This window comes from Aquamicrobium ahrensii, assembly GCF_040545755.1.
GTDB lineage: Bacteria > Pseudomonadota > Alphaproteobacteria > Rhizobiales > Rhizobiaceae > Mesorhizobium > Mesorhizobium ahrensii.
The window spans coordinates 89,881-110,135 of record NZ_JBEPMN010000008.1; the positions used below are offsets into that span (position 1 = coordinate 89,881).

Sequence of the window (20,255 nt, forward strand, 5' to 3'; positions counted from 1 at the left end):
TTGAGAAGAATTTATTCCTCTTGAGGTTCCGCGCATGCATCAGGGTTTGCCGAGCCCGGCGCAAAAGCCTATATGCCGCGGGAAAGAAGGACGAAGCATGGCCCGCATCTACAAGACCCGCACCTGGCACGGAGAGCTCTCACCCTCGCTGGAGGAAATGGAGATGCTGGCTCTGGAAGCCTACGCGCATCTGCCGGATGAGTTCCGCACGCTGACCGGCGAAATCGTCATTCAGGTGACCGAATTTCCCACCGACGAGATCATGGACGATCTGGCGCTGGAAACGCCGTTCGACCTGCTCGGCCTGTTCGAAGGCCGCGGTATCGCCGAACGATGGAACCCGGCCACCGGCGAGGGGCCGAACCGCGTCACCCTCTACCGCCGCGCCATTCTCGACTACTGGGCTGAAAACGAGGAGACGCTGAGCGACATCGTCACCCATGTGCTGATCCACGAGATCGGCCACCATTTCGGGCTTTCCGACGACGACATGGAGCGTATCGAGACCTCGGCCGAATAGAGCAGGAGAGCCGTCCTACCAGTCGCCGAGCTTCGTCTCGCCGGCAACATAGTCCTGGCCTTCGACATCCTTCACCACCGCCTGCCCGCAACGCATGATCTTTTCCTGTCCGTCATAGGCGTAGGTCGGCGAGCCGTAGAGATGCCAGCCCTTGTTCAGCGCCGCCGTCACCTTGTGGCAGAATGTGGCGTCGTCGACGGCTGTGAGGAAACGATAGAGGCGCATGGGTTCGTCCTGTGATGACGCTGCTTCAGCTCATGGGTCCGGGGTCCGGGACAGCGATCATGCCCCGATGACGGCTGCTTTCGCCAGCAGTTTTTCGGCCTGCGCCAGATGCAGGCGCTCGACCATGCGCCCGTTGAGAGCAATCACGCCCTTGTCCCGATTTTCCGGAAGCGCGAAGGCGGCGGCTATGGCGCGCGCCTCGGCGACGGCGCCTTGCGACGGCGCGAACACCGCATTGGCCACCTCGATCTGCGCGGGATGGATCAGCGTCTTGCCGTCGAATCCCATATTCGCCGCCTCCGCGCATTCACGCGAAAACCCCTCCGTATCGCGGAATTCATTGTAGACGCCGTCGATGAGGTCGAGCCCGCCGGCGCGCGCCGCCAGCACCATCTGCATCAGCCAGGGCAGGAAATAGCGCCGGTCGGGCGTCAGCGCCACGCCGGTCTCCTTGGCGAGATCGTTCGTTCCGGCAACGAAACAGGCGAGCCGCGAGGCGGGATCGCGGCCAAGCTCGGCAATCGTGGCGCTGTTCATCAGGCCCTTGGGCGTCTCGATCATCGCCCACAGGGCGATGGCGGCGTCCTCGTCGGCCTCGTCCAGAAAATCGCCTGCTTCCAGAACGTCGCGCGCCGTATCCACCTTGGGCAGCAATATGGCGTCGGGTTTGCACGCAATCGCTGCGGCGAGATCCTCCGCCCCCCATTCGCTCGACAGCGCATTGATACGCACCACCATCTCGGCCCGCTGCGGACGGGCCGCGAAAATCGCGGCGAGCTTCCGCCGCGCCACCACCTTTTCGGATGGCGCCACCGAATCCTCCAGATCGATGATGATAACATCGCAGGTCAGCCGCCCCGTTTTGGCAAGCGCCCTGTCGTTGACGGCGGGCACGTACAGAACGGAGCGGCGGGGACGGATTTGCATTTCGGTCATCTGGTCTTCTTGCCCGGCTCTTCTGGCCCTTGCAAGAGCTTGCGGCGGAATGGCGAAAGCTGCATTGATCGGCGCAGGTAAAATCGGGAATCACATCATGGCGAAATACGACATCGTCATCATCGGCGGCGCGATCATGGGCGCTTCGCTCGCCTATTATCTGCGCAAGGAAGGCTTTTCCGGCACTGTCGCCCTGATCGAGCGGGACCCGCAATTCACCCACTCCGCCACCATGCTGTCGGCGGCCTCGATCCGCCAGCAATTCTCGATCGCCGAGAACATCCGCCTGTCGCGCTTCACGCTCGACCTGTTCCGCCAGTTGAAGCAGGCGTTCGGCGACGAGGCCGACATCGGCTTTCGCGAGGGCGGCTACCTGATCCTCGCATCGGAGGAGGGGCTGCCGGTTCTCCGGGCAAACCATGCGGTGCAGGCGACCGAAGGCGCCGACATCGTGCTGGAGGACGCCGAAGCCCTTATGAAGCGCTTTCCCTGGCTGTCGGGCGAGGGCATCGTCGCTGGAGCCTATGGCGCCAGCGGCGAGGGCTGGTTCGATGCGCATGCCTATCTGCATCTGTTCCGCAAGGCGCTGCGCAGCATGAATGTCGATCTCGTCACCGCCTCGGTCACGTCCATCGAGCGGCAGGGCGACAGGATCGCCTCGGTGACGCTCGACAATGGCGACAGGCTGGAGGCCGGTCTGGCGGTCAACGCCGCCGGCCCCAACGCCGGCAAGGTGGCGGCGCTTGCCGGCGTCGAGCTGCCGGTTGAGCCGCGCAAGCGCAACGTCTTCGTGTTCGAGGCGCGCGAACGCTATGCCGACATGCCGCTGCTGGTCGACCCATCCGGCATCTATGTGCGCCCGGAAGGCTCGGTCTACATCACCGGCGGGGCCGAGAACGAAGAGGGCGAACAGGCCGCCGATCCGGCCGATTTCGAACCCGACTGGGGTCTGTTCGAGAACGAGATCTGGCCGGTGCTGGCCACCCGCATTCCGGCCTTCGAAGCGATCAAGATGACCCGCGCCTGGGTCGGCCATTACGACTATAATACACTCGACCAGAACGCGGTGATCGGCCCGCATCCGCAGGTGTCGAATTTCATCTTCGCCAACGGATTTTCCGGCCACGGCCTGCAACAGGCTCCCGCCGTGGGCAAGGCGCTGGCCGAACTGATCGTGCACGGCGAATATCGCATGCTCGACTGCTCGGTGTTTTCCTACCAGCGTATCGTGGAAGGGCGGCCTTTTCGCGAACTCAACGTGATCTGAACCCGGCCATCATTCAGTCTTCGTGCAGCACGAATTCGAGATAGAGATTGCGTTGCAGGAACGACTGGTTGTCGTCCGACATCATCGACACCATGGTGGCGCCGTCGGCGCGTCGCCATACGTCAAGCGCTTCCATATTGTCGATCTGATAGGCCATGTCCGCCTGAAACAGCACCGGCCCGTCGACCAGCGCACCCTCGGCCATGCTGTCGCCGGCGATGCGCCGCAGCCGCATGCGAACGCCGCTCATGATGGTGTAGCTGCGCTCCAGCAGCAGCAGGTCGCCACCCGGCAGGAAAGCGCCGTCGGTGATGTCGAACCCGCCATGGCGGCGGACCGTGAAGACACCTTTCCGCGGCCCATCGGTCACGGCGGCGAAGATGTTACCTTGGCTGTCGATACTCTTTTCGGCGACCACCACCAGCGCGCCCCTGAGCGGGCCTGAGACCGGCGCGAAGGCGACCGTCTCGAAGCCGCGATTCTGGCGAAGCTCATAGGCGGGCACGAGGAAATCGATATCTCCTGTCGGCCCTTTCATGCCCTGCGGCTCGATGCGGAAACGGCTGATTCGATGCCGACGCTCGAATCCGACGATGGCCTCGCCATTGCGCACGGCAAGGCTTTCGGCATCCATCTCTCCCTTTTCGGGATATGCATTGCCGGCCGCATCGACCATGGGCTGCATGCGCACCTGTTCGAGCCCGGCAGGTTTTCCTCTGGCATCGCGCACGATGCTGGCGAACAGCCAATAGCCGGTATCCGTTACGGCGAGGAAATCACCGCCGGGCGAGAGGAAGCGCATCGCGGAAACACCGCCGAAGGCGCGCGTCGCAGCAGACATCTCCAGCCCCCCGACGAACTCCAGCGGGCCGAACCGCGTCTCGTCGCTACCGATATGAAAGCTCGTGATCTGCCGCGAGGATACGCTGATGGGCCGCACCGCCGCCGGTTCGGCGAATGCGGGAGCGAAAAAGAGAACGGCGAGCGCGAACAGCAGCCCGCGCAGCAAGCCCGTGGACGGGCAGGGGCGCACGGGTTAGAGCGCCGTGCGTCCATCCGGACGCACAAAGGACGTTCTGAAATTTTGACCGGGCATCGGAACGATCCGAAAACCGCGTACACTTTTCGGTCCGATGCTCCAGGCCAGCGCGAGCATCAGGACGCCCGTCGCATCCTGCCGCCGCGGCCGTGGGTGCTTTCCTCCTCGAACAGCGAGGCGAGCTGCTCGGTCATGGCGCCGGCCAGCTCCTCCGCATCGACGATGGTGACGGCGCGGCGATAGTAACGGGTCACGTCATGGCCGATGCCGATGGCCAGCAGCTCGACCGGCGAGCGCGTCTCGATCAGCTCGATGACGCCGCGCAGATGCCGTTCCAGATAATTGCCGGGATTGACCGACAAGGTGGAATCATCGACCGGAGCGCCATCCGAGATCATCATCAGGATCTTGCGCTGCTCGGTCCGCGCCATCAGCCGGTGATGCGCCCACAACAGCGCCTCGCCATCGATGTTCTCCTTCAGAAGGCCCTCACGCATCATCAGGCCGAGATTGCGGCGCGCACGCCGCCACGGCGCATCGGCCGACTTGTAGACGATATGGCGCAGATCGTTGAGGCGGCCGGGATTGGCCGGCTTGCCGTCCTTCAGCCACTTCTCGCGCGCCTGCCCGCCCTTCCAGGCGCGGGTGGTGAAACCGAGGATTTCCACCGAAACGCCGCAGCGCTCCAGCGTGCGGGCAAGAATGTCGGCGCAGGTGGCCGCCACGGTGATTGGGCGGCCGCGCATCGAGCCGGAATTGTCCAGCACCAGCGTCACCACCGTATCCCGGAAATTGGTGTCGCGCTCCTGCTTGAAGGACAGCGGCTGCATGGGGTCGATGACCACGCGCACGAGACGGGCGGGGTCGAGATAGCCTTCCTCAAGATCGAAGTCCCAGGAGCGGTTCTGCTGCGCCATCAGGCGGCGCTGCAAACGGTTGGCCAGACGCCCGACCACGCCCTGAAGATTGGCGAGCTGCTTGTCGAGGAAGGCGCGCAGGCGGTCGAGCTCCTCCTCCTCGCACAGATCCTCGGCGCCGACGGTCTCGTCGAACTGGCTCGTATAGATCTTGTAGTCCATGTCCCTGGCCAGATTGGCGAAGGGATTGTCGCCACGACGCGCCTCGCCAGGCGTTTCCGCGTCGGCATCGTCGTCATCCGACAGGTCTTCCGACATGGCCTCGTCGGCGTCCGCCTCGGCCTGCGACTGGTCGTCCTCGGAGGCTGCCGCATCCTCGGCCTGCGCATCCTCGGAGCCGGAATCCTCCTCACCGCCGTCTTCGGAATCGTCGCCGCCCTGCGGCTCCTCTTCCTGATCGTCGTCGGCTTCCTCGGTCTCTTCGTCGTCCTCGAACTCCTCGGCCATGTTCATGGAGGCGAGCATGTCGCGCACCACGCGGCCGAAGGCCTGCTGGTCCTGGAGCTTGTCACCCAGTCCGTCAAGGTTGGGGCCGGCCTTGTCCTCGATCCAGCCGCGCCACAGGTCCACCAGCCGCTCGGCGCTCTTCGGCGCCTTGCGCCCGGTCAGCCGCTCGCGCACCAGAAGCGCGACGGCTTCCTCGAGCGGCGCTTCGTCCCGGTCGCGAACCTCGGCCAGATTGGCTTTGGCGTATTTGTCTTCCAGCATGGCGTCGAGATTGCCGGCGACGCCCGTCATGGCGCGCGCGCCAATGGCCTCGACGCGGGCCTGCTCGACGGCGTCGTAGACGGCGCGCGCCTGCTTGCCCTCGGGGGCCAGCCGCGCATGCACGCGATTGTCATGGCAGGCACGGCGCAGCGCCATGGAATCGCCGATGCCGCGCGTCACCGCGATATCGGCCAGAGTGGGTTTCTTCGGCAGCTCGGGCAGGCGCGCCCGGTTGCCGGCCATGGCCGGCTTGTCCTTGGCGAAGGAGACTTCCATCTCCTTGTCATTTGAGATGGCGCGTATGGCCACCGTCATGGCGCGCTTGAAACCATCGGTTTCAGCGCCCGCCTTCGGTTTGTTTCGCGTGTTGTCGCCGGGGCCCGCCATGATTCCTGTCGCCTGTCAGCGCGAGCGGCCATCCACCTGATGCGGCTCAAGCGCATCGAGGTCGACGCCGTCAAGGCAGCGGACGTTCACCGCCACCATCTTCTTGCCATCCGGCATCGTGCCGCGCGCAAAGGATTCCATGCCGCAGACGTTACAGAACAGATGCTCGATGGTCTTCGAGTTGAACTGATATTCGGTGAGGTCGGCTTCGCCGCTTTCCAGCGAAAAAGCCTCGGCCGGCGTGAAGGCCAGGATGCTGCCGCGCTTGGCGCAGTAGGAACAGTTGCAGGTGATGGGGCTCGACAGGTCGACCTCGACGCTGAACCGCACCTTGCCGCAATGGCATCCGCCCTGATAGCTCACGCCGTTCTCCTGTTTCTCACCCCAGCACGACGTTGGCGGCGCTTTCCGGCAGATCCTCGCCGAACACGCGCTGGTAGAACTCGGCCACAACCGGGCGCTCAAGCTCGTCGCACTTGTTGAGGAAGGTCAGGCGGAAGGCCATGCCCACATCCTCGAAAATCTCGGCGTTCTCGGCCCAGGTGATCACCGTGCGCGGGCTCATCACCGTGGAGAGGTCGCCATTGATGAAGGCCGAGCGCGTCATGTCGGCGACGCGCACCATCTTGTTGACGATCTCGCGGCCCTTCTCGTCGCGGTAATGCTTGGCCTTGGCGATGACGATGTTCACTTCGTTGTCGTGCGGCAGGTAATTCAGCGTCGTCACGATCGACCAGCGGTCCATCTGCGCCTGATTGATCTGCTGAGTGCCGTGATAGAGGCCGGTGGTGTCGCCGAGGCCGACCGTATTGGCCGTGGCGAAGATGCGGAAGGCCGGATGCGGGCGGATGACGCGGCTCTGGTCGAGCAGGGTCAGACGGCCGGAAGCCTCCAGCACGCGCTGGATGACGAACATCACGTCGGGACGGCCGGCGTCATATTCATCGAAGCACAGCGCGACGTTGCGCTGATAGGCCCAGGGCAGGATGCCGTCGCGGAACTCCGTCACCTGCTTGCCGTCCTGCAGCACGATAGCGTCCTTGCCGACCAGGTCGATACGGCTGACATGGCTGTCGAGATTGACGCGCACGCAGGGCCAGTTGAGGCGGGCGGCGACCTGCTCGATATGGGTCGACTTGCCGGTGCCGTGATAGCCCGACACCATCACCCGGCGATTGTAGGCGAAGCCCGCCAGAATCGCGAGGGTGGTGTTCCTGTCGAACAGATAATCGGGGTCGATGTCGGGCACATGCTCGCTCGGCGCCGCATAGGCCGGCACGACCATCTTCGATTCGAATCCGAAAGTATCTTTCACCGAAACCGTCGTATCCGGCAGGTTGGCGATGTCTCGATCGACCTTGTTCATGATGTTCCCAACGTCTCCACGGGCGAAAGAAAGACTATGTCTTCGCCGGCAATCATGGTTTGTCCGGGGCGGTCTTAAAGCCTTTTCCAGCCGGATGAAAGTTGGAAAAACGCTCTGGCCCTGTCACTTATCAGCACAGGCCCGCCTGCTTGAGCACCCGATAGGCCTGCAGCACGTCGCGGAACCGGTCCTCGGAGCCCCTGTCGCCGCCATTCGCATCCGGATGATGGCGCTTGACCAGTTCCTTGTAGCGCGATTTGATTTCGGCGGAAGTCGCCTGCGGGGTCAGCCCCAGCGTCTCCAGCGCCTTGGTCTCCAGCGGTCGCGCCTTGCGCTGGCGCGGCGGCGTGTCCGGATCGGCGCCGAACACGTTGAACGGGTCGCGCATGCGGTTGTAGTAGCCGGCGCGCCCCGAGCGCATCTGGGCGAAATCCGGCGCCGAGCGCGTCGAACTGTTGAGGCCCATCTTCCATGTCGGCCTGTGGCCGGTCAGCGCCTCCTTCTGGAAGCGGGCGACCTCGGAATCCGACACGCCGGAGAAATAATTGAAACCCTTGTTATATTCGCGCACATGGTCGAAGCAGAAGCGGAAATATTCGCCCTCGCGCATGCGGCCCACCGGCGCGCGATGGGTGCCAGGCTCGCGGCAGCGATCCCACTGGCACAGCGGCGCCTCGGTCTTCGCGTCCGCGTCCTTGTCGCGGCGAATGCGAATCTTTTCGAAATATTTGGGGTACGGTTTCATCTGACCGTTCTATGGGCCCTTCGCCGCGACGAAACAAGAATTGACATTTGCGCTTTCCGTGTCCCTAACCCGTAGGCAACGTGGATCGTGCCAGATTTTGCGCATTCTGTGGCGATGACGCTTGATATCGAGGGTCATATGACCGCAGCAGGGCCCATATGGTGAGGAGCCGGATTGATGTCCAGACATGAGCGGATCGAGAAGAAGCTGACCGGGGTCTTCGCGCCGGAACGGCTCGTCGTCATCAACGAGAGCCATCTCCATGCCGGGCACCATCACCATGATTCCGATCATCACGCCACCTTCGACGGCGCCGGCGAGACGCATTTCAGGGTGCGTATCGTCTCTCCCGCCTTTGCCGGCATGAACCGCATCGAACGCCACCGGGCGGTCAACGACGCGCTGGCCGACGAGATTGCGGGCGGCCTCCATGCGCTGGCCGTGGAACCGGCGGCCCCTGGCGAGAAAACACGCTGGTGATTGCGCTGCAATCAAAGATATTGCAGCGCCGCGTCCACTCTTTCCCGGGCCTCGCCTGACAAGGGTAGAATCGGACGTGGCGGCGCAAGGCTGAACAACCCGAGAAGTTCCGCAATCGCATACATGACGCGGAAGCTGCCGAATTCCCTGAACAAGGCCCAGAGCGGCTGGAATCTGGCGTCGATGCGTCTGACCTCGGCCTCGTCTCCCGCCCGGGCGGCGCGCACCAGCTTCAGGGCCGGTTCCGGGAGAAGGCCGGCCACGACGCTGTACCATGCATCGCTTCCCGAAGTCATGGCGTCCGCCGCGCCCCAGTCGCCGCTGTAGCCGATGGCGAAACCGGGCTGCGCGGCTGCCCGCAGACGGGCCAGTTCGCCTTCAAAATCGCCATCGGCCGGCAAGGGCATCTTCACCGCCACGATATTCGGCGTCTTCGACAGGCGGGCGATCAGGCCTTCGCTGAAGGTGAATTTCGTGACGCCGGGATTGTTGTAGATGCACAGCGGCAGGCCGCCTGCTTCCGCCACCGCAACCATGTGCTGGAAGACCTCTTCCTCGGTCAGCGGCGTGTAGGACATCGGCGCCAGCAACAGCCCGTCCGCACCGGCCTGCTTCGCATCGCGAGCCAACGCCTGCGCCTCATCGGTCCTGAGCGCACCGACGCCCACGATGAGGGGACGTTCGCCGCCAAGACATTCCACAGCGACATGAACGGCCCGCCGCCGTTCGGCGCGCGTGAGATAGGCATAACCGCCCGTGCTGCCGAGCAGTCCGATCGAGTCCGCGCCCGATGCATGGATGCGTTCCAGAAGAACCGCGAGCAGGTCTTCCTGCACGCGCCCATCGGCATCCGTGGGAGTGAGAGGAAAGGCGGAAAGTCCGTGAAACGGGTTCAACCCCATAAGTCCCATTCCTTTTCGACGCTGCCCCAAAACTAACGCCGCGACAGGGTCCTGTCCGTCGGCCTGCGACGGAAAATGATTGGGGCAGGCCCTATGCGCCAGCTTTTTGCTGTGGCGTGGTCGGGAGAGGGGCGGCCTGCACTTCGTCGGCCGGCCTGATCCTCAGCCGCGCGATGCGGTTCTTGTCGCGCTTCATCACCACGAACCGCTTGCCGTGGAAGGTGAAGGCCTGCTTCTCTTCCGGGATCGACTGCGCCTCGTGGATGACGAGGCCGGCAATCGTCGTCGCTTCCTCGTCGGGCAGGTTCCAGTCGAGAGCGCGGTTGAGGTCACGGATCGGCACGGTGCCGTCGATCACCACCGAGCCGTCCGCCTCCTTCTTGACGCCGGCCAGGTCGATGTCGCCTTCATCGGCGATCTCTCCGACGATCTCCTCGATGATGTCGCCCAGCGTCACCAGTCCTTCGACCTCGCCATATTCGTCGACGACAATGGCGAAATGCGCCTTGCGCCTGAGAAAAGCGTTGAGCTGCTCCTGCAATGTGGTCGTGTCGGGCACGAACCACGGCTTTTCCGCGAACTTCACCAAATCGATGCGGGAAAAGTCGTTGCCGGCTTCATCCAGCGCGCGCAACACGTCCTTGGCGTGCAGCACGCCGACGATATTGTCGAGCGAGCCGCGCCACAGCGGCATGCGGGTGTTATGGCTCTGCAGGATTTCGCGCACGATGATTTCAGGCGGATTGTCCGCGTTGAGCGAGCGCATATTGGTGCGGTGAACCATCACGTCGGAGACTTCCAGCTCGTCCAGCTCGAAGCGCTCGCCAAGCCATTGCCGGTCCGAGCGCGCACCGTTGCCGCGCGGGCTTTCCTCCACGCGATCCTGGCCGGCTCGCACATAGCCCATGGCCTGCGAAAGCCTGTGGCGCAGCAGGAAGGCGGCGGCGCCAAGGGCCGCCAGGATCAGGGCGACGATCCAGCCGGCTTCCATCATCCCGGGTGATTCTCCTTCAGAAAGGCCAGCACCTCCGATGTCGGCACGTCGCGGGCGATGAAGGACTGGCCGATGCCGCGCGTCAGAATGAAGGTCAGAGCCCCGCGACTGACCTTCTTGTCCTGCGCGATGAAGGAAAGCAGCGCTTCGGCATCCGGCAGATCGCCGGGAATGTCGGCCATGCGCCAGGGCAGGCCGACGGCCTTCAGATGCGCCTCGACGCGCGCCGCATCGTCGGGACTGGCAAGGTTGAGCCGCGCCGAAAAGCGATGCGCCAGAGCCATGCCGATGGCGACGCCCTCGCCATGCACGAGGCGCGCGCCGTCATAGGCGACAGCCGCCTCCAGCGCATGGCCGAAAGTGTGGCCGAGATTGAGCAGGGCGCGGTCGCCGGTCTCGAACTCGTCGCGCGCCACCACATCCGCCTTGGCGCGGCAGGATTGCGCGATCGCCTCGATGCGGGCCGGACCGCCGGAAAACACTTCCCGCCAGTTCTTCTCCAGCCAGGCGAAGAACTCCGGCCGGTCGATCAGCCCGTATTTGGCGACCTCGGCATAACCGGCGCGAAACTCGCGCACCGGCAGCGTGTCGAGCACGGCGGTGTCGGCCAGCACCAGCTTCGGCTGGTGGAACACGCCCACGAGATTTTTCCCCCGCGCGCTGTTGATGCCGGTCTTGCCGCCGACGGAGGAATCGACCTGCGCCAGCAGCGAGGTGGGGATCTGCACGAAGTTCATACCGCGCCGCACGATGCCTGCCGCAAAGCCGGACAGGTCGCCGATCACGCCGCCGCCAAAGGCGATGACCACATCGCCGCGCTCCAGCCGCGCCGCCAGAACCGCATCGACTACTTCCTGAAGGGCAGCAAAATTCTTGGTTTTTTCACCTGCCGGCAAAACGATGGAAGAAGAGGCGATGCCGCCCGCTTCCAACCCTTGCTTCAGCACTTCAAGATGCTGTTTGCCGACATTCTCGTCGGTGACGATGGCTGCGCGAACGCCCGGCAGCCGTCGGCCGATCTCCGCGCCGGCGCGCCCGACCAGCCCCGGTCCGATCAATATGTCATAGGCCCGCTCGCCAAGCCCGACCTCGACCTTCACGTCTTCGTTCACTCGTCCACCTCGTCGGAAAGCCCCATATGGCGGCTGATCGCCTCGACCACCTCGGCGGCGATCACTTCCTTGGTTTCGTCGCGCGTCACCACCGTCATGTCGGCCAGAGCATAGACCGGATAGCGCTCGTCCATCAGCCGCCTGAGAACGCCGCGCGGATCGGGATCGCGCAGCAGCGGCCGGTTCTGCTTCTTCGCCACCCGCTCCATCAGCAGGTCGAGATCGGCTTTCAGCCACACCGACACGCCCTCGCTGGCGATGGCGGCCCGCGTATGCTCGTTCATATAGGCTCCGCCGCCGGTGGAGAGAACCTTCGGCCCGGTTTCGAGGATGCGGGCGATGACGCGCTGCTCCAGCGCCCGGAACTCCGGCTCGCCATAGGCTTCGAACAGTTCGGGAATGGTCATGCGCGACACCTCCTCGATCTCGATGTCGCTGTCGACGAAGGGCAGGCCGAGCGCGCCGGCCACCTTGCGGCCAATGGAGGTCTTGCCCGCCCCCATCAGGCCCACGAACACGATGGAGCGTCCGCCCAGCCTTTCAAGGAGGGCGGCGCGGCCGGCTTGCTTTGCGGGTGCCTGCTGTGCGTTCATCGTGGCGTATCCACATGAAAAGCCGGGTTGCGTCAAGCAGCGCAGCGGCCTGCATACTCTTGAAATAGCCGCAACGTCGCCTCATAAGGGAACAATTCCGGGCCGGCGAGAAAGAACCAGCGAAAATTCATGCCGACACTGTTCCGTTTCGTCGTCACGCTCGCCGTACTGGCCGGCATCGTTTATGGCGCCATGGTGGCGCTGGTCATGTTCGTCGAACCGAAGCAGGCGGAACTGAGCGTGCGCATTCCGGCCGAAAGACTGAATCCGGAAAAACCGTGACAACCGGCGGCAGGCGCCCATGAAGGATGCAGCCCGCATCGAAGCCTTCCTCGAAATGATGAGCGCCGAGCGGGGGGCGGCGCAAAACACGCTGGAATCCTATCGTCGCGATCTTGAAGACGCCGGTCTGTCCATCGGCGGCGGACTCGCGGCGGCCGATACGGCCGCGCTTCGCACCTATCTGGCCGGGATCGCAGCGCGCGGCTTCGCATCATCCTCGCAGGCTCGCAAGCTTTCCGCATTGCGCCAGTTCTTCTCCTTCCTCTATGCGGAAGGACTGCGCGGCGACGATCCGACCGGCACGCTGGACAGTCCGAAGAAGAAACTTTCGCTTCCCAAAACGATGAGCGAAACCGAGACCGGACGCCTGCTCGACCAGGCTGCGGCGGAAGCCGCCGACACCGCGCTTGCGGGGGGCGACGTCATCGCAGCCCTGCGTCTTCATGCGCTGGTCGAGGTGCTTTACGCCACGGGCTTGCGCGTCTCTGAACTGGTCGGGCTGCCTATTGGCGTCGCCCTGCGCGACGACCGCTTCTTCATGGTGAAAGGCAAGGGCGACAAGGAGCGCATGGTGCCGCTGTCCACCAAGGCGCGCACCGCCATGCAGGCCTGGCTGGCGGCGCGGGCGAGAGTGGCGGCCTTCGCAGAGAGCCCGTTCCTTTTTCCGGCGGCTTCGGCGAGCGGCTATCTGGCGCGACAGGTTTTTGCGCGCGAACTCAAGGGGCTTGCCGCGCGGGCCGGCATTTCCTCCGCGAAGATTTCCCCGCATGTGCTGCGCCATGCATTCGCCAGCCACCTGTTGCAGAACGGGGCCGACCTCCGCGCCGTGCAGCAGTTGCTGGGTCACGCCGACATCTCCACCACCCAGATCTACACCCATGTTCTGGAAGAGCGGCTGGTGCGGCTCGTCAATGACCACCATCCGCTTGCCGACTAGGCCTCATATCGCTATGTGAGGGCGACATTTCGCGCCTGATAACCTTCTGTTCAGGGTTGCGCAGGCATCAATCAACGCCATTTCCGGCGCACTGGTCCGCTCACGAATGTACAATTATCTCGACTTCGAAAAACCGGTTGCCGATCTGGAAGGCAAGATCCTCGAGCTTAAGAAGCTCGCCGAAAACGGCGGGTCCGTGGATGTCGCCGACGAGATCGCACGGCTTGAAAAACGCTCGCGCGATGCGCTGCGCGACCTCTACAAGGCGCTGACGCCCTGGCAGAAGGTGCAGGTGGCGCGCCATCCCGACCGCCCCCACTGCCTCGATTATGTGCGCAGCCTGTTCACCGAGTTCACGCCGCTGGCCGGCGACCGCACCTTCGGCGAGGACCAGGCGCTGATCGGCGGCTTCGCCCGCTTCCGCGGCGAGCCGGTGGCGATCCTGGGTCAGGAAAAGGGCTCCGACACGACCAGCCGCCTCAGGCATAATTTCGGCTCGGTGCGTCCCGAAGGCTACCGCAAGGCGGTGCGCATCATGGAGCTTGCCGACCGCTTCGGCATTCCGCTGATCTCGCTGGTCGACACCGCCGGCGCTTATCCCGGCGTCGGCGCGGAGGAGCGCGGCCAGGCCGAGGCCATTGCGCGTTCGACCTCCGCCGGACTTGGCCTCAAGACGCCCTCCATCTCCATCATCATCGGCGAGGGCGGCTCGGGCGGGGCCATCGCCATCGCCATCGGCAACCGGGTTTACATGCTGGAGCACGCCATCTATTCGGTGATCTCGCCGGAGGGCGCGGCCTCGATCCTGTGGCGCGACACCACCCGCTCGAAGGACGCGGCGACCAACATGAAGATCACCGCGCAGGACCTCCTCAACCTCAAGATTGTCGACGCGGTGATTCCCGAACCGCTGGGCGGCGCTCACCGCGCGCCCGAAACGGTCATCAAGGCGACCGGCGACCTGATCGCGCGCACCATGAAGGAATTCGGCGAAAGCAATGTCGATTTTCGCGAGCAGCGCCGCGAAAAATACCTGGCGATGGGCCGCAACCTCTGATCGTTGCGGTCACCACCGCATTTTCGCCATAAAGATGCCGCCGCATTCGCCGATAACGCAGCTGTGAAGGCTATTCCGGCGGAGAGGTGTGTCGGGCCGGCTTGCGGTAAGGATTTTGCAAGGTTAACGAGTTTATAGCAATTTCAGGAAAAGGCTCGCGATCGGCGCATCGAAAGGGTCGTTTCCAACGGAATTGGACAGGCATGCCGTTCGGTGACGAACCGTGCGAACGTTCATTTCCGCCAGTAGCGACGTTATGCCTGGCCGACGGGCCAGATGACTGGGAAAGACGAAGAGCGTGTCCATGCTGACCAGATTCGCCAGGGCCGGACTTCTCATCGGGGCCATCGCGCTTGCCGGCTGCACCGATTCCTCCATCGGGGATTTCGCGCCCCAGCACGCCAACCGGCAGCTTCCGCCCAAGATCCAGCAGGCCATGAAGGCCAAGAGCATGAACAAGACGTCGCCGATCCTGGCGCGCGTGTTCAAGGAGGAAGGCAAGCTCGAAATCTGGAAACAGAAGACCAACGGCCGCTACGACGTCATCGCCAGCTACGACATCTGCAAATGGTCGGGCAAGCTCGGCCCGAAGTTCACCGAGGGGGACCGTCAGGCCCCGGAAGGCTTCTATACGGTGCGGCCTTCGCAGATGAAGCCGAATTCGCAGTACCATCTGGCCTTCAATATCGGCTTCCCCAATGCCTATGACCGCGCCAACGGGCGCACCGGCTCCAATCTGATGGTGCATGGCGCCTGTTCTTCGGCGGGATGCTATTCCATGACCGACCAGCAGATCGAGGAGATCTACGCCTTCGGTCGCGACGCGTTCCAGGGCGGCCAGACCGAGTTCCAGGTGCAGGCGTTTCCTTTCCGCATGACCGCCGCCAACATGGCGCGCTACCGCAGCGACCCGAACTACGACTTCTGGAAGATGCTGAAAGTCGGCTACGACCATTTCGAGCTGACCAAGGTGCCGCCGAAGGTGGACGTGTGCGAGCGGCGCTACGTGTTCAACCAGCTTCCGGTGGATGGTCAGCCTTTCAACCCGACCGGCATCTGCCCGGCGACCACGCAGCCTGATTCGCTGAAAGTCGCCTACAGCAGCTATCAGAGCAATTATGAAGCCGCTTTCGCCAGCGCGATGAAATCCTCGACGCCAGCGCCGAAGCCGACCATCGGCGGCCTCAAGGAAGCCAACATCGTTTCGGAGTGGACGCGCAAGCGTGCGCGCGGGGAGCGCGTGCCGGTCGAACCCCCGACCCTGAACGCCGACGGCACCGTCACCCATACGGAGCGCATGGGGCGAATCGATTCGGCCGAAGGCCGCCGCATGGCGGCAATCGACGCCGAACAGGCGGCGAAGAAGAAAGCCGCCGAGGAAAAGGCGGCCGCCATCGCCGCCGCCAGAGCGGCTGAGGAAGCGCAGAAGGTGGAAACCGCCGCTGCCGCCAAAGCCGCGGAGGTTGCAGCGCAGACACCGGCCCAGCAGGCGCTGCAGGTGCAGGCGGCCCAGTCCGGCGTTCCGGCCGATGATGGCGCGGCCGCGAAGCTGAAGAAGCGGCTGCTCGGCATGTTCGGCGGCTGACATCGCCTTGCACGATGCTATCGACATCTACGATCTGAGGGGCCTGAATTGTCCCTTGCCGGTGCTGAAGGCGCGCAAGCGCCTCGCCGGCCTGCCGCAGGGCGCACGGCTTTGGCTGGAAACCACCGATCCGCTCGCCGTGCTCGACATTCCCGCCTTCTGCGCCGAAGCCGGCCATCTTCTCATCGAGACCATGGCGCTCGACGGCGCTCACCGTTTCCTGATCCAACGGGGCGCATGAGGCGCATCCGGCACGATTGCGACGCGCCGTGCGGCGTCCGGACACCCGGGCTTACCGACCGGGTATCGCCAGCGGATTGTTTTCGAGCGCGGCGCGATCCGGCATGTCGATCTGCGGCGTGTTGGTGATCGCAGCAAACAGCCGCGCCACATAGTCGCCCGGCATATCGAGCGTGATCAGCACCAGCCGCGCGCCGCGCTTGTCATCGGGCCACGAGGGCAGGCGCGCCGGCGGATGCAGCGTCTTTTGCACAGCGTGCAGCACCAGGGGCCGCGACGGGTCTTCGGCGAGTTCCACGATTCCCTTCATGCGCAGAAGATTCTCGCCATGGTTGGAGCGCAGGAGGTCGAGAAACATCTCGATGGCCGCAAACGGCACCGGCCCTTCATGGATCAGCGTATCGGTGCGGATGCGCGAATCGTGACGGTGGTGATGCGCATGGTCGTGATCGCAATCATGATGATGGTGATCATGCCCGTGATGGTCATGTTGCGCTTCGCCCAGCCAGCGGCGCACATCGGCGATCCTGGTTTCGGGGTCGTAAAGCCCGCAGCCGAACAGGTCCGCAAGCGCCGTATTGCGGACATCGAGGATGGGCGCGGACGGATTGAGCCGGCGCAGCCGCGCCATCAGCCCCGCCGGGACGGCCTCGTTCTGCGCCATGTCCAGCTTTGAAACGACGATGCGGTCGGCCACCGCCGCCTGCTTCACCGCCTCCATATGGGCATCCAGAGTGGCTGCGCCGTTGACCGCGTCGACCAGCGTCACAACGCCGTCCAGCCGGAAGGCCTGCACCAGCGCGGGATGCGCCATGATCGACTGCAGCACCGGAGCCGGATCGGCAAGGCCGGTCGTCTCGATGACCACCCGCGACAAGGCCGGAATACGCCCGGTCTGCACACGGTCGACCAGTTCGGCCAGCGTATCGACCAGTTCGCCGCGCACCGTGCAGCACAGGCAGCCATCCGACAATTCGATGATGCCGTCCGACGCTTGCTCGACCAGCAGGTGGTCGATGGCGACGTCACCGAACTCGTTGATGATGACGGCGGTGTCCCTGAGCTCAGGATTCTTGAGCAGGCGGTTGAGCAGCGTCGTCTTGCCGGAGCCGAGGAAGCCGGTCAGTACGGTGACGGGAATGGGAAATCCGGACATGGATGACAATCAACCGCCCTGCGCCGAGGTGGCGAATACCGGCGGCGGCAGGTCTGGACGCCAGCCCGGCACCGGCACGTCCGCATATTCGGCGCGTCCGATCATGGCTTTTGGAACTGGGCCGGTGGCGCCGCCAAGGCTGACGACCACCAGCTTGGGATCGGTGAGCTTCTGCTGATAGATCGACTTCGGCCTGTCCTCCTTCGGGCCGGTGGAGGCTTCCGACTGGGTCGCCGCTTCGGCGGGCTTGCACACCACCGGACGCAGGTCCGTCGGCGTCTGCGTATCGCCATAAGCCGCCAGCGTCGCGATGCTGGCGCTGCCTGATCCGGTTGTGGCGAAGCCTTCGTCGAGCAGCTTCGCCACCGCCTCGGCGCGGGCAAGCCCGTTCTTCTCGCCCAGCACCACCGCCGCCAGCGTACGTCCGTTGCGGGTGGCCGTGCCGATCAGATTGAAGCCCGATTCACACACGAAGCCGGTTTTCATGCCGTCTGCGCCGGGATAGCGGCCAACCAGCAGATTGTAGTTGGGGATTCGGGTTTTACCGAAAGCGAGTCCCTCGATCCCGTACCAGGCGTTATACTGCGGAAAATCACGGCGCAGCGCCGTCACCAGCAGCGCCATGTCGCGCGCCGTCGTATATTGCTCCGGGGCGAACAGGCCGTTCGGATTGACGAAATGGGAGCCGGTCATGCCAAGCCGGGCGGCTTCGGCGTTCATGCGCCGTGCGAAATCGGCCTGCGTGCCGCCGATATTCTCGCCGATCGCCATCGCCACGTCATTGGCCGACTTGATCATCATCATCTTCAGCGCATTGTCGAGCCGCATCACCTGGCCGACCTTGAAGCCCATTTTGCTGGGCGGCTGGTTGACGGCGGTGCGGGTCATTCTGATCGGCGAATCGAGCGCCACCTCACCCGCTTCGATGGCCCGGAAGGCGACATAGGCGGTCATCATCTTGGTCAGGGACGCCGGATACCAGCGCTTGAACGCATCTTCATGCGCAAGCACCTTGCCTGTGTTCAGTTCGAAAAGCAGCGTCGGATTTGCGGACGCAGGCGCCGAAAGAGCGCCAAGTCCGAGCGCGCCGAAAAGCGCCAGTTTCACGAAACGCGTGGTGGTCATCACAATCTCAAATATCCTGTGCCGTGGTCGGTCTGGCCCCGCGCGCGCAGCAATGGCGCCGCCCGCTCTTCCCCGGCCGCTTCAGCCGGTGCTATTTAACCTATATGACATCAACATGGCAAAGGCCGGTCGTCGTCCCGCGATCGTGATTTGTCCATCCGGAGCCGAGAGAAGCAATGCCGATCCTGAACCGCGCCGCCGAAATGCAGGAAGAAGTCGCCGGCTGGCGCCGCCATCTGCACAGCAAGCCTGAACTCGGCTTCGACGTCATCGAGACAGCCGCCTTCGTGGCCGGCAAGCTGCGCGCCTTCGGCTGCGACGAGATCGTGACCGGAATTGGCCGCACGGGTGTGGTTGGCGTCATCCGCGGCAGGTTGGGCGACGGACGCACCGTCGGCCTGCGCGCCGACATGGATGCGCTGCCGATCGGCGAAATCACGGGCAAGCCCTATGCCTCGACTCATGACGGCAAGATGCATGCCTGCGGCCATGACGGCCACACCGCCATGCTGCTCGGCGCGGCCGCCTATCTGGCCGAGACCCGCAATTTCGCCGGCGCTGTCGTGGTGATCTTCCAGCCCGCCGAGGAAGGTGGTGGCGGCGGCCGCGAAATGGTCAGCGACGGGTTGATGGAGCGCTTCGGCATCGAGAATGTGTTCGGCATGCACAATATGCCTGGCCTGCCGGTCGGCCAGTTCGCGATCCGCCAGGGGCCGATCCTCGCCGCGACCGCCGAATTCGACATCAAGGTGTCCGGACGCGGCGGGCACGCCGCGATGCCTCATCACTCCATGGATCCGGTCGTGGCCGCCAGCCATCTGGTGACCGCCACCCAGTCCATCGTCGGCCGCAATGTCGATCCGCTGGAAGCGGGCGTGGTGTCGATCACCAAATTCCATGCCGGCGACGCCCACAACATCATTCCCGAAAACGCCCTGCTCGCCGGCACGGTTCGCACGCTGAAAACCGAAACGGCAAAGCTGGCCCAGCAACGCCTGCAGGCCGTGTGTGACGGCACGGCCGCCACCTTCGGCGTAGCGGTCGAACTCGATTTCCGGCCCAATTATCCGGTGACCTTCAACCATGCGCATGAAACCGTCTTCGCCGGCGATGTGGCCGCCGAGGTCGCGGGCGCAAGCCAGGTCGATCGGGACATGCAGCCGCTGATGGCCGGCGAGGATTTTTCCTACATGCTGGAAGCGCGGCCCGGCGCGTTCATCTTCATCGGCAATGGCGACACCGCCGGCCTCCATCATCCCGCCTATGATTTCAACGACGAAGCGATCCCGCACGGCGTCAGCTACTGGGTCAGGCTGGCGGAAACGGCCCTGGCTGCCTGATCCGGTCTCCCGCTCGATTTTCCGGCGGCGGAGCGGATTTTTGCTCAATCCCAGCCTTGGCGAGCGGACGCGAAACCGTTATGTGTCTGCTCCAGTGGTCCCGTAGCTCAGTAGGATAGAGCGGCAGATTCCTAATCTGTAGGTCGCAGGTTCGATTCCTGCCGGGATCACCAATAAAATCAGTGGCTTAGGCCGACAAGCACCATTCCGGCGGACATCGAGCACAACCGGGCTCTCGTCTTGTCAGCAAGAGATTGCTGTGGCAATGACCACTTGCACTCATCCTGGACCCGGTGAAATTCCGGGTGGCTCTTCCGGCCGCCGATCCGCCGGACACTCGAG

The 20,255-nt window shown here is 64.1% G+C and carries 22 protein-coding genes, 1 tRNA gene and 1 other annotated feature; of the genes, 10 read left to right on the forward strand and 13 right to left on the reverse strand.

What is annotated here, in order from left to right; translation table 11 throughout:
- Nucleotides 1-97 precede the first annotated feature (97 nt).
- Nucleotides 98-520, forward strand: coding sequence for a metallopeptidase family protein (locus tag ABID44_RS11885; RefSeq protein WP_354151922.1), 423 nt, complete (start codon nt 98-100; stop codon nt 518-520).
- A gap of 15 nt (nt 521-535) precedes the next feature.
- Here ABID44_RS11885 and ABID44_RS11890 read toward each other — a convergent pair whose 3' ends face one another.
- Both ABID44_RS11890 and ABID44_RS11895 read right to left on the reverse strand, forming a co-directional pair.
- The gene (locus ABID44_RS11890) at nt 536-745 is read right to left on the reverse strand and encodes a DUF1737 domain-containing protein (RefSeq protein WP_354151923.1); all 210 of its coding nucleotides are present in this window, start codon (nt 743-745) and stop codon (nt 536-538) included.
- A gap of 57 nt (nt 746-802) precedes the next feature.
- Nucleotides 803-1,681: an HpcH/HpaI aldolase/citrate lyase family protein gene (locus tag ABID44_RS11895; protein ID WP_354151924.1), complete on the reverse strand. Its 879-nt coding sequence runs from the start codon at nt 1,679-1,681 to the stop codon at nt 803-805.
- Nucleotides 1,682-1,778: 97 nt separating this feature from the next.
- On the opposite strand from ABID44_RS11895, the gene ABID44_RS11900 reads away from it, so the two are divergent.
- A complete protein-coding gene (locus tag ABID44_RS11900; RefSeq protein ID WP_354151925.1) occupies nt 1,779-2,948 on the forward strand; it encodes an NAD(P)/FAD-dependent oxidoreductase in 1,170 nt (389 codons plus the stop codon).
- A 13-nt stretch (nt 2,949-2,961) separates the two neighbouring features.
- Here ABID44_RS11900 and ABID44_RS11905 read toward each other — a convergent pair whose 3' ends face one another.
- The 5 genes from ABID44_RS11905 to ABID44_RS11925 all read right to left on the reverse strand — a co-directional run bounded on the left by ABID44_RS11905 (nt 2,962) and on the right by ABID44_RS11925 (nt 8,110).
- A complete protein-coding gene (locus tag ABID44_RS11905) occupies nt 2,962-3,981 on the reverse strand; it encodes an esterase-like activity of phytase family protein (protein ID WP_378226821.1) in 1,020 nt (339 codons plus the stop codon).
- Between the two features lie 122 nt (nt 3,982-4,103).
- Nucleotides 4,104-5,999, reverse strand: a complete 1,896-nt coding sequence (gene cobT / locus ABID44_RS11910) for a cobaltochelatase subunit CobT (RefSeq protein ID WP_354151926.1) — start codon at nt 5,997-5,999, stop codon at nt 4,104-4,106.
- 15 nt (nt 6,000-6,014) lie between these two features.
- Entirely contained in the window at nt 6,015-6,362 is a 348-nt protein-coding gene (locus ABID44_RS11915; RefSeq protein WP_354151927.1) for a GFA family protein, read from the reverse strand.
- A 16-nt stretch (nt 6,363-6,378) separates the two neighbouring features.
- Nucleotides 6,379-7,365: a cobaltochelatase subunit CobS gene (gene cobS / locus ABID44_RS11920; RefSeq protein ID WP_354151928.1), complete on the reverse strand. Its 987-nt coding sequence runs from the start codon at nt 7,363-7,365 to the stop codon at nt 6,379-6,381.
- A 130-nt stretch (nt 7,366-7,495) separates the two neighbouring features.
- Nucleotides 7,496-8,110 (reverse strand): J domain-containing protein, encoded by a 615-nt coding sequence (locus tag ABID44_RS11925; protein WP_354151929.1) that lies wholly within the window; start codon nt 8,108-8,110, stop codon nt 7,496-7,498.
- 177 nt (nt 8,111-8,287) lie between these two features.
- On the opposite strand from ABID44_RS11925, the gene ABID44_RS11930 reads away from it, so the two are divergent.
- The gene (locus tag ABID44_RS11930) at nt 8,288-8,590 is read left to right on the forward strand and encodes a BolA family protein (protein WP_354151930.1); all 303 of its coding nucleotides are present in this window, start codon (nt 8,288-8,290) and stop codon (nt 8,588-8,590) included.
- 11 nt (nt 8,591-8,601) lie between these two features.
- Here ABID44_RS11930 and ABID44_RS11935 read toward each other — a convergent pair whose 3' ends face one another.
- The 4 genes from ABID44_RS11935 to ABID44_RS11950 all read right to left on the reverse strand — a co-directional run bounded on the left by ABID44_RS11935 (nt 8,602) and on the right by ABID44_RS11950 (nt 12,191).
- The gene (locus tag ABID44_RS11935; RefSeq protein ID WP_354151931.1) at nt 8,602-9,492 is read right to left on the reverse strand and encodes a dihydrodipicolinate synthase family protein; all 891 of its coding nucleotides are present in this window, start codon (nt 9,490-9,492) and stop codon (nt 8,602-8,604) included.
- A gap of 91 nt (nt 9,493-9,583) precedes the next feature.
- Complete coding sequence (locus ABID44_RS11940) at nt 9,584-10,483, reverse strand: transporter associated domain-containing protein (protein WP_354151997.1); 900 nt, start codon at nt 10,481-10,483, stop codon at nt 9,584-9,586.
- A complete protein-coding gene (gene aroB, locus ABID44_RS11945) occupies nt 10,483-11,598 on the reverse strand; it encodes a 3-dehydroquinate synthase (RefSeq protein WP_354151932.1) in 1,116 nt (371 codons plus the stop codon). Before aroB ends, ABID44_RS11940 begins: the two co-directional genes overlap by 1 nt.
- A complete protein-coding gene (locus ABID44_RS11950) occupies nt 11,595-12,191 on the reverse strand; it encodes a shikimate kinase (RefSeq protein WP_354151933.1) in 597 nt (198 codons plus the stop codon). The genes aroB and ABID44_RS11950 overlap by 4 nt, the downstream gene beginning before the upstream one ends.
- Nucleotides 12,192-12,320: 129 nt before the next feature.
- Between ABID44_RS11950 and ABID44_RS11955 the strand changes: the two genes are divergently transcribed.
- The 5 genes from ABID44_RS11955 to ABID44_RS11975 all read left to right on the forward strand — a co-directional run bounded on the left by ABID44_RS11955 (nt 12,321) and on the right by ABID44_RS11975 (nt 16,293).
- On the forward strand, nt 12,321-12,473 hold the full coding sequence (locus tag ABID44_RS11955) for a histidine kinase (RefSeq protein ID WP_354151934.1): 153 nt from the start codon (nt 12,321-12,323) through the stop codon (nt 12,471-12,473).
- Nucleotides 12,474-12,492: 19 nt separating this feature from the next.
- On the forward strand, nt 12,493-13,410 hold the full coding sequence (locus ABID44_RS11960) for a site-specific tyrosine recombinase XerD (RefSeq protein ID WP_354151935.1): 918 nt from the start codon (nt 12,493-12,495) through the stop codon (nt 13,408-13,410).
- Between the two features lie 106 nt (nt 13,411-13,516).
- Entirely contained in the window at nt 13,517-14,467 is a 951-nt protein-coding gene (locus ABID44_RS11965) for an acetyl-CoA carboxylase carboxyltransferase subunit alpha (RefSeq protein ID WP_354151936.1), read from the forward strand.
- A gap of 304 nt (nt 14,468-14,771) precedes the next feature.
- Nucleotides 14,772-16,052, forward strand: a complete 1,281-nt coding sequence (locus ABID44_RS11970; RefSeq protein ID WP_354151937.1) for a L,D-transpeptidase family protein — start codon at nt 14,772-14,774, stop codon at nt 16,050-16,052.
- A 7-nt stretch (nt 16,053-16,059) separates the two neighbouring features.
- Nucleotides 16,060-16,293 (forward strand): sulfurtransferase TusA family protein, encoded by a 234-nt coding sequence (locus ABID44_RS11975; RefSeq protein WP_354151938.1) that lies wholly within the window; start codon nt 16,060-16,062, stop codon nt 16,291-16,293.
- A gap of 51 nt (nt 16,294-16,344) precedes the next feature.
- Here the strand turns inward: ABID44_RS11975 and ABID44_RS11980 are convergent, their stop codons facing one another.
- Together ABID44_RS11980 and ABID44_RS11985 are read right to left on the reverse strand one after the other, a co-directional pair.
- A complete protein-coding gene (locus ABID44_RS11980; protein ID WP_354151939.1) occupies nt 16,345-17,448 on the reverse strand; it encodes a CobW family GTP-binding protein in 1,104 nt (367 codons plus the stop codon).
- A 9-nt stretch (nt 17,449-17,457) separates the two neighbouring features.
- Entirely contained in the window at nt 17,458-18,573 is a 1,116-nt protein-coding gene (locus ABID44_RS11985; protein WP_354151940.1) for a D-alanyl-D-alanine carboxypeptidase family protein, read from the reverse strand.
- 176 nt (nt 18,574-18,749) lie between these two features.
- Between ABID44_RS11985 and ABID44_RS11990 the strand changes: the two genes are divergently transcribed.
- Together ABID44_RS11990 and ABID44_RS11995 are read left to right on the forward strand one after the other, a co-directional pair.
- Nucleotides 18,750-19,913 (forward strand): M20 aminoacylase family protein, encoded by a 1,164-nt coding sequence (locus tag ABID44_RS11990; RefSeq protein WP_354151941.1) that lies wholly within the window; start codon nt 18,750-18,752, stop codon nt 19,911-19,913.
- 96 nt (nt 19,914-20,009) lie between these two features.
- Nucleotides 20,010-20,086, forward strand: a tRNA-Arg gene (locus ABID44_RS11995).
- Between the two features lie 110 nt (nt 20,087-20,196).
- Nucleotides 20,197-20,252, forward strand: a sequence feature (sul1 is cis-regulatory element that is thought to sense ions involved in sulfur or methionine metabolism; They are found in Alphaproteobacteria).
- Nucleotides 20,253-20,255: the final 3 nt, after the last annotated feature.

What these genes read in the sequence shown, in the direction of transcription:
- ABID44_RS11980 (WP_354151939.1), bottom strand. Translation starts at nt 17,448, where the DNA reads ATGTCCGGATTTCCCATTCCCGTCACCGTACTGACCGGCTTCCTCGGC.
- ABID44_RS11940 (WP_354151997.1), bottom strand. Translation starts at nt 10,483, where the DNA reads ATGGAAGCCGGCTGGATCGTCGCCCTGATCCTGGCGGCCCTTGGCGCC.
- ABID44_RS11960 (WP_354151935.1), top strand. Translation starts at nt 12,493, where the DNA reads ATGAAGGATGCAGCCCGCATCGAAGCCTTCCTCGAAATGATGAGCGCC.
- ABID44_RS11895 (WP_354151924.1), bottom strand. Translation starts at nt 1,681, where the DNA reads ATGACCGAAATGCAAATCCGTCCCCGCCGCTCCGTTCTGTACGTGCCC.
- ABID44_RS11950 (WP_354151933.1), bottom strand. Translation starts at nt 12,191, where the DNA reads ATGAACGCACAGCAGGCACCCGCAAAGCAAGCCGGCCGCGCCGCCCTC.
- ABID44_RS11970 (WP_354151937.1), top strand. Translation starts at nt 14,772, where the DNA reads ATGCTGACCAGATTCGCCAGGGCCGGACTTCTCATCGGGGCCATCGCG.
- ABID44_RS11890 (WP_354151923.1), bottom strand. Translation starts at nt 745, where the DNA reads ATGCGCCTCTATCGTTTCCTCACAGCCGTCGACGACGCCACATTCTGC.
- ABID44_RS11900 (WP_354151925.1), top strand. Translation starts at nt 1,779, where the DNA reads ATGGCGAAATACGACATCGTCATCATCGGCGGCGCGATCATGGGCGCT.
- cobS (WP_354151928.1), bottom strand. Translation starts at nt 7,365, where the DNA reads ATGAACAAGGTCGATCGAGACATCGCCAACCTGCCGGATACGACGGTT.
- ABID44_RS11965 (WP_354151936.1), top strand. Translation starts at nt 13,517, where the DNA reads ATGTACAATTATCTCGACTTCGAAAAACCGGTTGCCGATCTGGAAGGC.
- ABID44_RS11955 (WP_354151934.1), top strand. Translation starts at nt 12,321, where the DNA reads ATGCCGACACTGTTCCGTTTCGTCGTCACGCTCGCCGTACTGGCCGGC.
- ABID44_RS11930 (WP_354151930.1), top strand. Translation starts at nt 8,288, where the DNA reads ATGTCCAGACATGAGCGGATCGAGAAGAAGCTGACCGGGGTCTTCGCG.
- ABID44_RS11990 (WP_354151941.1), top strand. Translation starts at nt 18,750, where the DNA reads ATGCCGATCCTGAACCGCGCCGCCGAAATGCAGGAAGAAGTCGCCGGC.
- ABID44_RS11985 (WP_354151940.1), bottom strand. Translation starts at nt 18,573, where the DNA reads ATGACCACCACGCGTTTCGTGAAACTGGCGCTTTTCGGCGCGCTCGGA.
- ABID44_RS11925 (WP_354151929.1), bottom strand. Translation starts at nt 8,110, where the DNA reads ATGAAACCGTACCCCAAATATTTCGAAAAGATTCGCATTCGCCGCGAC.
- cobT (WP_354151926.1), bottom strand. Translation starts at nt 5,999, where the DNA reads ATGGCGGGCCCCGGCGACAACACGCGAAACAAACCGAAGGCGGGCGCT.
- ABID44_RS11935 (WP_354151931.1), bottom strand. Translation starts at nt 9,492, where the DNA reads ATGGGGTTGAACCCGTTTCACGGACTTTCCGCCTTTCCTCTCACTCCC.
- ABID44_RS11885 (WP_354151922.1), top strand. Translation starts at nt 98, where the DNA reads ATGGCCCGCATCTACAAGACCCGCACCTGGCACGGAGAGCTCTCACCC.